This is a genomic window from Marinobacter vinifirmus (assembly GCF_002258215.1).
Classification (GTDB): domain Bacteria; phylum Pseudomonadota; class Gammaproteobacteria; order Pseudomonadales; family Oleiphilaceae; genus Marinobacter; species Marinobacter vinifirmus.
In genome coordinates this window covers 1-11,453 of sequence record NZ_NEFY01000037.1, presented here as the reverse complement: position 1 = coordinate 11,453, position 11,453 = coordinate 1, and the positions used below count along the sequence as shown (strand labels likewise).

The 11,453-nt window shown below is 53.7% G+C and carries 10 protein-coding genes and 2 pseudogenes; 2 read left to right on the top strand and 10 right to left on the bottom strand.

Annotated elements, in window-relative coordinates; genetic code table 11:
* Window positions 1-229: 229 nt before the first annotated feature.
* From B9Q17_RS17480 to B9Q17_RS17455, 6 genes are all read right to left on the bottom strand, one after another.
* On the bottom strand, window positions 230-1,378 hold the full coding sequence (locus B9Q17_RS17480) for a DcaP family trimeric outer membrane transporter (RefSeq protein WP_094626148.1): 1,149 nt from the start codon (window positions 1,376-1,378) through the stop codon (window positions 230-232).
* 413 nt (window positions 1,379-1,791) lie between these two features.
* Window positions 1,792-2,787, bottom strand: coding sequence for a branched-chain amino acid ABC transporter permease (locus tag B9Q17_RS17475; RefSeq protein WP_058091422.1), 996 nt, complete (start codon window positions 2,785-2,787; stop codon window positions 1,792-1,794).
* 2 nt (window positions 2,788-2,789) lie between these two features.
* Window positions 2,790-3,677 carry a branched-chain amino acid ABC transporter permease gene (locus tag B9Q17_RS17470; RefSeq protein ID WP_094626147.1) on the bottom strand — a complete coding sequence of 296 codons (888 nt, stop codon included), beginning with the start codon at window positions 3,675-3,677 and terminating at the stop codon, window positions 2,790-2,792.
* Window positions 3,678-3,781: 104 nt separating this feature from the next.
* The gene (locus B9Q17_RS17465; protein ID WP_058091424.1) at window positions 3,782-4,999 is read right to left on the bottom strand and encodes an ABC transporter substrate-binding protein; all 1,218 of its coding nucleotides are present in this window, start codon (window positions 4,997-4,999) and stop codon (window positions 3,782-3,784) included.
* A 100-nt stretch (window positions 5,000-5,099) separates the two neighbouring features.
* Window positions 5,100-5,822: an ABC transporter ATP-binding protein gene (locus B9Q17_RS17460; RefSeq protein ID WP_094626146.1), complete on the bottom strand. Its 723-nt coding sequence runs from the start codon at window positions 5,820-5,822 to the stop codon at window positions 5,100-5,102.
* Window positions 5,819-6,625 (bottom strand): ABC transporter ATP-binding protein, encoded by an 807-nt coding sequence (locus B9Q17_RS17455; protein ID WP_094626145.1) that lies wholly within the window; start codon window positions 6,623-6,625, stop codon window positions 5,819-5,821. The genes B9Q17_RS17460 and B9Q17_RS17455 overlap by 4 nt, the downstream gene beginning before the upstream one ends.
* A gap of 455 nt (window positions 6,626-7,080) precedes the next feature.
* On the opposite strand from B9Q17_RS17455, the pseudogene B9Q17_RS18625 reads away from it, so the two are divergent.
* Window positions 7,081-7,421, top strand: a pseudogene (locus B9Q17_RS18625) (transposase); the annotation flags it as partial.
* 2 nt (window positions 7,422-7,423) lie between these two features.
* Window positions 7,424-7,879 (top strand): annotated as a pseudogene (locus tag B9Q17_RS18620) (DDE-type integrase/transposase/recombinase); the annotation flags it as partial.
* Between the two features lie 68 nt (window positions 7,880-7,947).
* On the opposite strand, the gene B9Q17_RS17440 reads toward B9Q17_RS18620, so the two are convergent.
* From B9Q17_RS17440 to B9Q17_RS18225, 4 genes are all read right to left on the bottom strand, one after another.
* Window positions 7,948-9,162: an IS256 family transposase gene (locus tag B9Q17_RS17440; RefSeq protein WP_094626143.1), complete on the bottom strand. Its 1,215-nt coding sequence runs from the start codon at window positions 9,160-9,162 to the stop codon at window positions 7,948-7,950.
* Window positions 9,163-9,190: 28 nt separating this feature from the next.
* Window positions 9,191-10,756, bottom strand: coding sequence for an IS66 family transposase (gene tnpC, locus B9Q17_RS17435; RefSeq protein WP_094626142.1), 1,566 nt, complete (start codon window positions 10,754-10,756; stop codon window positions 9,191-9,193).
* 75 nt (window positions 10,757-10,831) lie between these two features.
* Complete coding sequence (tnpB, locus tag B9Q17_RS17430; protein ID WP_022990718.1) at window positions 10,832-11,167, bottom strand: IS66 family insertion sequence element accessory protein TnpB; 336 nt, start codon at window positions 11,165-11,167, stop codon at window positions 10,832-10,834.
* On the bottom strand, window positions 11,164-11,453 hold a 290-nt coding region (locus B9Q17_RS18225; protein WP_094626141.1), incomplete at its 5' end, for a hypothetical protein. The genes tnpB and B9Q17_RS18225, both read right to left, overlap by 4 nt.

Here is an 11,453-nt window from a genome sequence, read left to right as displayed (position 1 = left end):
TTTATTCTCATCGTGAATTTACACTTTTACTTATTTATTATTATCACAAACACTAGTACAATATATTATTAAAATATTTAAATGAATACTTTGACTTTCTAATAGATTTGCTAAACTCTACACTCCACCAAGTAAAATCCCCCGTTGGCAAGATACTAACGAGGGAAAAATGTCGCTTTATATTCGGGATAAGACTTTAGTCTATCCAAACATTTTCATATACGGCACGTCAGAAAACATACTGCACCATTCCTTGTAAGCGAACTGCATCACCCTCCTCGCCACTTTGTGTTCTACGACTGTGATAACCGGCCTCAACGCCATAGTTGATACGCTTAGCAGGTGACCAAATATAATTTAGGTAGATGCTTTCCGCTCTGTCGGTCGCTAGCGAAGACATTGCACCCTGGCCAACTGCATCATCCAAGTCCACCGTTGCAATTCCATAGGCAACATTCACGTTTCCGGTACCAACCGAAATCGTCATACCAACAGTGCCGCCAACACCCTTAATTCCCTCTACAGAGCCGCTAGCGTCAATGAATCCGGCACCACTAGGTGACCCGTAAAGATAGCCCCCCAATCCATCACCATGAGTAAATGCGCCCCTAAGGGTAAATCTATCCGTCACCTTTGAAGCAGCCTCAAAATTCACCCCCCAGCCCAGAATACTTTCATCGCTATTACTAGCAGAATTGTAATATGCGATCTCTCTTAAAACGGTGGAGACGCCATAACTAATAGCGCCATAACGATCTTCATACCGAAGAGTTAAATCGGGATATCCATTCTTTAACTCATCATCAGTACTGGGGCTATTAGTCATATCAACATTGCTTCCGATGTTGCCGGGGTCCTCCAATGCTATTGATAGTCCACCGCTCGTATATCGCAACTGTGCTTGGCGTGTAATGTTCCCCTGTCCAAACTGAGCAGTGAAATCAACAACCGGCGTAAAACCCAGGAAACCTCCAAAATTCGTCCATGTTTGCCCTGCAAGAACTCCATTCCATTCACCATATGCATGTCGCAGTCGGAACTGACCGCCTCCACCTCCGTAAAAATCGCCCTCGATAGTTGTGTTGAGCGTGCTTCCGGCGACGGGAGTGGAAGTCTTAAACCCTAATCGACTTTCAAAGGCGTGAAGGTTAGCATGCCCCTCCGCCCCCTCCTGACTGTCGAGGGAAATTAGACGGTGGGTAACAGTAGGTCCAATATACCCGTCAACGTCATAAATCATGTCGAGCTTCGCATATCCATAAATGCTAGCCTTCATATCAGCCACATCTAGTTCAAAGGCAGATACCGAACATGTAGAAAGCATAGTAATTGCTGCAAGGGCGCTTAGTTTATAGGTATTGTTTTTTTTATAGCTCATTAATTGTTTCCTTTTTTAAATTATTGAAACCTACTTGCATCTCAAACTTAATTTGTGATGCTAAAACAATCGTAATGCACCCCTCTGATTGGCTCCCCTCTCAAAAGTGGGGGGGGGCTTGATGCATATATTCGACTTTCAACGTATATGTCTAACATTTAGAAAATCTAGATCCGTACATTAATTTTTAGGGCACCAAAATTTAATGCCCACTGCCGGAATAAATCGAATACTCACGAATTTAATTTCAACTTCAGAATATCAGTAGAACTGAGATAACGTCTTTTAGTCACGTAGCTTTTTCTTATAGAAATACTGTCTTTATGGATTTTTGCAGGAATCTAAAAATTTCGTTATTTAGAATGACTAGTAGCTCAATTCGCCAAAATAAAACCAGCCACATCCTGTTTAAATCACCCCAAGTTCTTTTTTATGAATTTTTGGATTTCACCCACAATACCGCTGCGGAACGCCAGAACGGTTAGCACAAAGGTGCCACCCAGGATGGGGTCTACCCAGTCACGTAGCGGGCCCTGCGACAACAGATACTCTATGTTCACCACAAAGGTGGCGCCCACCACCGGTCCGAGCAGCGTGCCCATACCTCCAACCAGTGTCATCAGAATAACTTCGCCCGACATATGCCAATGGGCATCGTTCAGTGACGCCAGCTGGAACACCACGGATTTCATGGAGCCGGCCAGACCCGCCAGCGCGGCGGAGATCACAAAGGCCAGGATCTTGTAGCGATCCACGTTGTAACCCAGCGAGACCGCCCGAGGTTCGTTCTGCTTGATGGCTTTCAGGATCTGCCCGTACGGACTGCCGACAATGCGCTGCACCAGCAGGTAACAGGCGATAAACACCACCAGCACGAAGTAGTACATGTTGAGGTTGTCTTCGAGGTTAATCAGACCAAACAGCTCGCCCCGGGGGATGCCGTGCATGCCGTCTTCGCCGCCGGTGAATTCCGACTGCACAAAGAAGAAAAACACCAGCTGTGCCAACGCCAGGGTCACCATGGCAAAGTATATGCCTTGCCGGCGGATCGACAGTAACGCAAAGGCCAGCCCCAACAGGGTGGCCATGGCGGTACCGGCAATAATCCCCATCTCCGTGGTCAGGCCGGAGAAATTACTGAGCAGGTAGCCCGTGGTGTAGCCTCCGGTGGCCAGGAAGGCGGCATGGCCGAAGGACAGCAAACCGGTAAACCCGAACAGCAGGTTAAAGGCCACCGCAAACAAGGCAAAACACAGGATCTTCATCAGGAAGACCGGGTACATCACGAAGGGCGCGGCCAGCAGCAACAGCAGCAGAACGCCGTTCACCATCAATTTCTTGCGGTCCTGGATCTTTTGCTGCTCGACAATGGCTTTGTGGATATCGGCAGGATTAACAGGCTGGTTCATGATTATGCCTCCTTACCGAACAGGCCAGTGGGTCGGATCATCAGCACCACCACCATCACCAGGAAGATAACGGCCGAGGACGCCGGCGGGTAAAAGGTTTTGGTGAGGCCTTCGATCACGCCCATCAGGATGCCCGTGATAATGGCCCCGCCAATGGAGCCCATGCCCCCGATCACCACCACCGCAAAGACCACGATGAGAATGTTGGACCCCATCACCGGAGTTATCGAATAAATGGGTGCCGCCAGCACACCGGCGAATGCCGCCAGCATGACGCCGAATCCGTAGGTCAGGCTCACCAGCAAGGGTGCGTTAATGCCGAAGCCCTGCATCAGCTGCGAGTCTTCTGTGCCCGCCCTCAAGTAGGAACCCAGCTTGGTTTTCTCGATGATGAACCAGGTGCCGAAACACACCAGCAGGGCCACCACGATCACCCAGGCCCGGTAGTACGGCAGGAACATGAAACCCAAGTTGATGCCCCCTTTGAACATATCCGGCATGGAATAGCGCAACCCGGACACTCCGTAGATGTTGGTGAGGACGCCCTGGATGATCAGGGCCGCCCCGAAGGTGAGCAGCAGGCTGTAGATGTGATCCTGACCAGCAATGCGCCGGAGCAGGAAGTATTCAATCAACAAGCCGAAAGCGCCAACCAGGACCGGGGCCACAAACAGAGCTACCCAGTAATTGACGCTCAGCAGGTCAAACAGAACCACGGTGACCAGGGCACCGAGCATATACATGGCGCCATGGGCGAAGTTGATGATTTTCAACAGACCGAAGATAACCGCAAGGCCGAGGCTTAACAGGGCGTAAAAGGCACCGTTAATAATCCCGATCATGAGCTGGCCGGACAGCACAGCAAGAGGAACGCCGAACACCATTGACATGCAACGGACTCCAAATCAGCTAATAAAAATGTATAGTCAAAAGTTATTCGAACCGACCGGCAAGGGCTCTTCAAACTCAATATTCAAGAGCCCATGTCGAAAAATTACCTGTTGTCGGTGACTAGAGGACAAACACTATTTGAAAGGGGACGGAACGCTTCCTCGGCAGGGATTGTGCGGACAATCTTATATAGATCCCATTCCCCTTGGGATTCCTCCGGGGTCTTAACCTGAGCCAAATACATATCATAGACCATACGACCGTCCTGACGAATCCTTCCGTTAGTTGCGAACATGTCGTTGATGGGGGTATTAATCATCTGAGTGCGAACGATCTGAGAGTCGTCGGAGCCCGTAGCTTCGACAGCATTAAGATAATGTATTGTGCTGGAGTAGATACCGGCATGGACCATTGTCGGACGCACACCTGTTTTTTCAAAGAATCGGTCTGCCCAAGCGCGAGCTTCCGGATTCATATCCCAATACCAACCTGTTGTGAGTTGGATCCCCTGAGCAGTCTCAACTCCAAGCGAGTGCACTTCTGTAAGAAAGAGCAGCAATGCTGCGAGTTTCTGGCCGGATTGAGTCAAGCCAAATTCGCCAGCGGTATTGATAGCGTTAATCGCGTCAGCTCCGGTGTTGGCTAGAGCGACCACATCTGCTCCTGAGGCCTGGGCTTGAAGGATGAATGAAGAAAAGTCTGGTGTAGGAAACGGATGGCGAAGGGTCTTTATAACTTCACCTCCACTCGCCTCGACAACACTTGAAACCGCCGCTTCAAGTTCATGGCCTCCACTATAGTCGACAGTCAAAATGAACCATGACTCTCCTCCTTCCTCTACGACAGCACGGGCAGTTCCAACAGCTAACGGATATGTATCGTATACATAATGAATATGGTTCGGAGAGCAATGCTCATTCGTGATACTTGATGCGATTGAGCCCGACACGATGCCTAACTTATTATTCTCTTTTATAACTTCAATGGCCGCTAGAGATACAGAAGAGGCTACAAATCCCGCTACCATATCCACGTCTTCATTCTCTAACCACCGGCGCACTGTGCTTGAAGCCACGTCGGGGCTATTACGATCATCAGCGCTAACGATTTGGATATCAGCCATGCCAACCTTGCCGCCGAAATCATCCACCGCCATCTCCAGTGCAGCAAGGCCATTTGGCCCAACCAAATCTCGGTAGGTACCGGACATATCAGCGAGATAGCCAATTTTCACAATATCGTCAGAAATTTCTGCTTGCGCATCGCTAACGATCACTGCGGACAAAATCATCGCCAAGAAAGACTTTTTCATATTTATCATTTTTATATCTCCAACTAGGTCGCTCATTGTATTGTGGTTCAAAACTAGTGAGTTACTGCACGTCAATATTCCAAACTTCTTTTCCTATTGTTGGCTTTCGCTATACACAGAGATAATGATCCAGCAATGTCCTTTTAGAACTCAGCTCGTGTGAGTTAATCTCTTCCACAATCTGGCCGTACTCCAAAACGTAATGGCGATCTGCGAGGGACGCTGCAAAGTGAAAGTTCTGCTCAGCTAGAACGATTGTCAGGCCCTTTTTCTTCAAGGCCACCAACACCTCACCCAACGTTTCCACGATGACAGGCGCCAGACCCTCGGTAATTTCGTCGAGCAACAGCATATTGGCACCGGTGCGCAGGATGCGCGCCATGGCCAGCATCTGCTGCTCACCGCCAGAGAGCTTCGTCCCCTGACTGAATCGGCGTTCGTAGAGGTTGGGGAACATGGTGTAGATTTCTTCCAGGCTCATGCCGCCGCTGCGCACCACCGGTGGCAGGGTCAGGTTTTCCTGGACGTTGAGTGACGAAAAAATGCCCCGATGTTCGGGGCAATACCCGACACCCAACCTGGCAATATGATGGGGAGCGCAGGACATGGTCTCCTCCCCGTTGATCATGATGGAGCCGGTGCGGCGGCCCACCATGTTCATGATCGCTTTGAGGGTCGTGGTGCGGCCGGCGCCATTGCGCCCCAGCAGGGTTACCAGTTCACCCCGGTGCACCACCATGTCGATGCCATGCAGGATATGGGACTCGCCGTAGAAGGCGTGCAGTCCGGAAACCCGCAGCTGTTCGTATTCCTTGTCCGGTCCGTGACTCATTGGGCGGCCTCCGCACTGGCGGGATTGGTCTCGGTCGCGCCTCGCTCGCCACTACCGTCGGATCCCATGTAAACCTCGCGCACACGGGGATCGGCAGACACGGTTTCGTAGTCGCCTTCAGTCAGAACGGCCCCCTGGGCCAGCACGGTGATGCGGTCACACAGTTTGCTGACCACGCTCAGGTTATGCTCCACCATCAGCACGGTACGGCCCTTGGCCGCGCTGCGCACCAGTTCCACCACGCGATCCACATCCTCGCTGCCCATACCCTGGGTGGGTTCGTCGAGCAGCAGGATTTCCGGCTCCATCGCCAGCGTGGTCGCCAGCTCCAATGCCCGTTTGCGGCCGTAGGCCAGCTCCACGGTGGTGGTATTGGCAAAACTGGTCAGTCCCACCGCATCCAGCAATTCCATAGCGCGCTCATTGAGCTTGTTCAGACGGGCTCCGGATTGCCAGAAGCTGAAAGAGTTGCCCTCGAACGTCTGCAATGCGACGCGGATATTCTCGAGGGCAGTCATGTGCGGGAACACAGCGGAAATCTGGAAGGACCGAACCACACCCCTACGGGCGATGGCGGCGGATTTCAGAGAGGTGATGTCCTCTCCCTTATAAAGGATCTGCCCCCTGGTCGGGATCAGGAACTTGGTCAGGAGATTGAAAACCGTGGTCTTGCCGGCACCGTTAGGGCCAATTAAGGCATGAATATCGCCCTGCCGAATTTGTAGATCGACATGATCAACGGCCTGAAATCCCCTAAACGTCTTTACGAGGCCTCGGGTTTGTAATATATATGGATTACTCATTTCTTGCCTACTATTTTTGTTTTTGAACCTTGTCCAAAGTATCTTCATAAATCATATGACACCCCCCCCAAAAGAAGGGGCCGGGTAAAGATTTTCCAATGGCCATCTACTTTGCCCACTCTTCAGCGTCAATCTTGTAGCTTTCTGCCTCAGTCGATAGTTTCGCCTCCCAACACAAGAAGTGTGAGTGGTGTATCGTCCTGTCGATGATCGACCGGTATTCGTAAAGGCTATCGATCAACTGGAGCAGGCTGTAGCGGGCCTGCTGGGTTGACCTGCCCACACCCGACGGGCTGATGAACACCAGGTTTTCCGTTCGTCGAGGAACTGCTAATCCAGCAAGGAAAGTAGCTGGCTCTGTGGCCTGGGGGCTACAGCCACTCCGAGGCGGGTGGGTTCTACCCCGTTACTGCGGACATTCCTAAAAAGAGGCACACTGTGCCAAAGGAGTGTTCATGTCCAGACGCAGAAAATATAGCCAAGAGTTCAAACGCGAAGCCATCGCTTTAACCCGTCAGCCCGGTGTGAGCTGTCGCCAGATTGCCCTGGAGGTTGGTATTAATCCCAACCTGCTGTCTCGGGGGCGCAGAGAAGCGGATGAGGAGACAGACATGGCCTTCAAGGGCTCTGCTTCTCCCAGAGACGAGGAGGTCGCCCGTCTCAAGCGAGAACTGGCCCGTGTGAAGAAGGAGCGTGATTTTTTGTGCGAAGCGGCAGTGTTCTTCGCAAAGGAGTCGTCCTGAGGTATCAGGCGATTCAACGTTGTCGCAGTCATTTCCCAATACGTATTATGTGCCCACGCAGGAAGGAAAGCTCTTTCTGTGCGTGGTTCTCGACCTATACAGCAAGCTGATCGTTGGTTGGCCCATGCATTACCGGCAGGATCGGCATATGGTGATCAGAGCCGTTGAGATGGCCGTTTGGCAGCGCCAGGGGAAAGTCCCGGTGGTATTGCATTCAGATCGAGGCAGTCAATTTACCAGTGGTGACTACCAGCGATATCTTGGTAGCAACCGTTTGGTAAGCAGCATGAGTGCGGTCGGTCATTGTGGCGATAATGCTGCCTGCGAGGGATTCTTCGGGATGCTCAAGCGGGAGCGAATTCACCACCGGCATTACCGCACTCAGAACGAAGCGCGAGCTGATGTATTCGACTACATTGAGCGGTTCCATAATCCCAGGATGCGACGTAGAGTTGCCGTTCAGGATCGGAAGTTGTCAGCCGTTTTAAAACCGTCCGTGGAAATGGGGTAGAACCCCTCTGACCTTTCGCGTCTAAGATTCTGGAGCCTGTAAATAAATCTGTGTAACTGCCCATCCCATTACAGGTGGCCGTCCAGGCGGTCACCGAATTCGATAATAAAGCGATTCAGCGCAGGCTTCCAATCCCTGATTGGCATGGTCCATTTCTTTGATGCTTGCTGGATCGCCAGGAAGGCCACTTTCAGGGCCGAGTCATCACTTGGGAACAGCTTCCGGCGCTTGGTCGCTTTGCGGATCACGCTGTTCAGCGACTCAATGGCATTGGTGGTGTAGATCACTTTCCGGATCGCCGGCGGGTACTCGAAGATGGTGATCAGGTTATCCCAGTGGCTTTGCCAGGAACGAGAGATCTGTGGGTATTGGCTGTCCCAGCGCTCTCCAAAGGCCTCCAGTGCCTGCCGGGCTTCATGTTCCGTGGCGGACTGATAGATCTGCTTCAGGTCCGCAGTAACCGCCCTGTAGTCCTTCCAGGACACGTAGCGCAGCGAGTTACGAACCATATGCACGATGCATAGCTGCACTTTGGTTTGCGGGTACTCAGCGGCAATAGCATCCGGGAAGCCCTTGAGGCCATCCACGCAGGCGATCAGGATGTCCTCCAGACCCCGATTCTTGAGCTCTGTCAGTACCGACAGCCAGAACTTCGCACCTTCAGTTTCGGCAAGCCACAGGCCCAGCAGCTCCTTCTGGCCTTCCATGTTGATGCCCAGGGCCAGATATAGGGACTTGTTGATCACTCTCTTGTCCTGACGAATTTTCAGAACGATGCAGTCCAGATAGACGATGGGGTAGATCGGATCAACAGGGCGATTCTGCCACTCATGAACCTGATCGATCACACGCTCCGTCACCTTGGAAACCAGTGTTGCCGAGATGTCCGCGTCGTACATCTCTTTGAAGGCATCTACGATGTCTCGTGTGCTCAATCCCTTGGCATACAATGCCAAGATTTGATCATCCATCTGGGTCAGCCGAGACTGACCCTTACGGACGAACTGAGGCTCAAATGAGCCTTCCCGATCACGGGGAGACTGGATGGAAACTTCCCCGTGCTGGCCCTTCAGGCGCTTGGCAGAATAGCCATTGCGACTGTTGCCAGTGCCACGACCTTCAGGAGCGTGCTTCTCGTATCCGAGGTGCTCATCCAGTTCAGCATTGAGTGCGGTCTCGACGGTCAGCTTGACTAGTTGCTGCGTGAGGGCTCCGAGATCTTTTTCGGACTTGATGTCCTTGGCCAGCTCGGCGGCCATGGCTTTGAGTTTTTCTTGGTCCAATTGTGTACCCACGGTAAGCGTCCGGCCATCACACCTTGTCAGATATAGTCGGCTTCCAGTTGTGGGGCAATAGCTCGTCGATGGCGTTGTTCTTCTGCGTCGGCAGGCGGGTCAGCACATCTTTTAGATAGGCATAGGGATCATGACCGTTCAGCTTGGCAGACTGGATCAGGGTCATCACCGCAGCCGCACGTTGACCACTGCGCAGTGACCCGGCGAACAGCCAGTTGGAACGGCCCAGCGCCCAGGGCCGGATCTGGTTTTCCACCCAGTTGTTGTCTATGGGCACAGCGCCATCGTCGAGGTAGCGCGTCAGCGCTGCCCAGCGTTTGAGGCTGTAATCCAGGGCTTTGGCCGTGCCGGAGCCATCCGGCACTTTCTGACGATGCGCCTGCATCCATTGCTGTAGTGCATCGGCAAGCGGTTTGGCTTTGGTTTGTCGGATTTCCAGCCGCTTATCCGGCGGCAGGTCTTTGGTTTCCCGTTCGATCTCGTAGAGGCCGCCGATGTATTCCAGAGCCTTCGCAGCCAGCTCGCTCTTGTTGGCCTCGTGCAGGTCGTAGAACTTGCGTCGGGCGTGTGCCATACAGCCGATTTCGGTGATGCCGTTGCCGAACCCGGCCTTGTAGCCGGCGTAATCGTCACAGACCAGCTTGCCCTGCCAGTCACCCAGGAAGGTGCGGGCGTGTTCACCCGCCCGGCTTGGGGCGAAGTCGTAAACGGTGGCTTTCAGGTCCGAGAACGGTGTGGTGCAGTAAGCCCAGACGTAGGCCTTGTGGGTTTTCTTCTTACCCGGAGCCAACATGCTGACCGGCGTTTCATCGGCGTGCAGAACGTTGTGTTCCAGCAAGGCGTTTCTCAACGCATCTGCCAGGGGCTGCAACTGCACACCGCAGGCACCGACCCATTCGGCGAGTGTTGAACGGGGTATTTCCAGGCCGGCACGGCCGAAGATGCGTTCCTGACGGTACAGTGGCAGGTGGTCCGCGTACTTGGCCACCAACACCTGAGCCAGCAGGCCGGCGGTGGGGATGCCCTTGTCGATCACCTGCGGTGGTACCGGTGCCTGGACCAAGGTCTCGCACTGGTTGCAGGCCCACTTGCCCCGGATGTGGCGCTCCACCGTGAACTCGCCCGGGACGTAATCCAGCTTCTCGCTGATGTCTTCGCCAATACGCTTGAGCTGGCAGCCACACTGGCACCGGGTATTGTCCGGTTCGTGGTGGATCAGGGTACGGGGCAGCTCCGGTGGCAGCGGGGTGCGCTTGGGCTTCTGCTTGGGTCGAGCGGCCTTCTGCTCCTCAGTCATCGCCTGGTCCAGCTCGGCTTCGATGGCGGCCAGGTCGCTGTCGATCAGCTCGTCCAGGAGCTTGCCCTGAACGGCATCGAGTTGCTCACTGCGGCGGGCGAACTTGTGACGTTTGAGGACGGCGACTTCGTGGGTCAGCTTCTCGATGATGGCATTGCGGCGCACCAACTCCCGCTCCTTCCGGCCCAAGGCTTGATCCTTGGCGTCCAGAGAGTCCATCAGTTCCGTCGCCAGAGCGCGGAGCTGATCGGCTGAGAGTTGGTTGATATCGGGGCGCTGAGTCATGCCGCCTAGTATGCCAAGTCCCTGTTCGGCAGGCGATTCGCGGTTCTGGCTATAGCGGCATCACAGCACTTGTGATTACAGGATGCAGATGACGCCCTCCGCGCCAATGCGCTGCCAGGGCAGGCCCTGAACCAAGGCAGACAACTGTTCCTCGGTCAGGCGCAGTTGGTCACCGCGCCAGGTTTCGCCCCAGTGGAATTTACCCCGGTTCAGCCGGCGGGCGCACAACCAGATGCCCAGGCCATCATGGATCAGCACCTTCATCCGATTGCCTCGCTTGTTGGCGAACAGGTAGGCGCAATGGGGTTTAGCCGAACCGAATACCTGAATAACCCGCGCCAGGGCCTTGTCGGGTCCGGCCCGCATATCCAGCGGTTCGGTGGCCAGCCAGATCTCATCAATGCGGATCATCCCAACAGATCCCGAAGCAAAGCCGCACACTGATGGGCTTGCTCCGCAGGCCACTCCACCACAACCGCACCACCGGCGCGGGGAATCTTGATGCGGATGGTGCTACATTGATTCGAGACTGACAGGGTGTCCGGCACAGGCGCTACGGCTGGCAGACGGACCGGAACGAATCCAGGTGCTTCCGGAGTTTTAGCCGCCCTTCGCGCTTCGCTCATCCAGCGCCGGACCATGTTGGCGTTGAGACCGTTATCCAGCGAAATCCGGGAAACAGACGCCCCGGGCTTCA

Bases quoted from the DNA above. Each gene is read 5' to 3' on its own strand.
- B9Q17_RS17480 (WP_094626148.1), bottom strand. From the start codon at position 1,378: ATGAGCTATAAAAAAAACAATACCTATAAACTAAGCGCCCTTGCAGCA.
- B9Q17_RS17475 (WP_058091422.1), bottom strand. From the start codon at position 2,787: ATGAACCAGCCTGTTAATCCTGCCGATATCCACAAAGCCATTGTCGAG.
- B9Q17_RS17470 (WP_094626147.1), bottom strand. From the start codon at position 3,677: ATGTCAATGGTGTTCGGCGTTCCTCTTGCTGTGCTGTCCGGCCAGCTC.
- B9Q17_RS17465 (WP_058091424.1), bottom strand. From the start codon at position 4,999: ATGATAAATATGAAAAAGTCTTTCTTGGCGATGATTTTGTCCGCAGTG.
- B9Q17_RS17460 (WP_094626146.1), bottom strand. From the start codon at position 5,822: ATGAGTCACGGACCGGACAAGGAATACGAACAGCTGCGGGTTTCCGGA.
- B9Q17_RS17455 (WP_094626145.1), bottom strand. From the start codon at position 6,625: ATGAGTAATCCATATATATTACAAACCCGAGGCCTCGTAAAGACGTTT.
- tnpC (WP_094626142.1), bottom strand. From the start codon at position 10,756: ATGACTCAGCGCCCCGATATCAACCAACTCTCAGCCGATCAGCTCCGC.
- tnpB (WP_022990718.1), bottom strand. From the start codon at position 11,167: ATGATCCGCATTGATGAGATCTGGCTGGCCACCGAACCGCTGGATATG.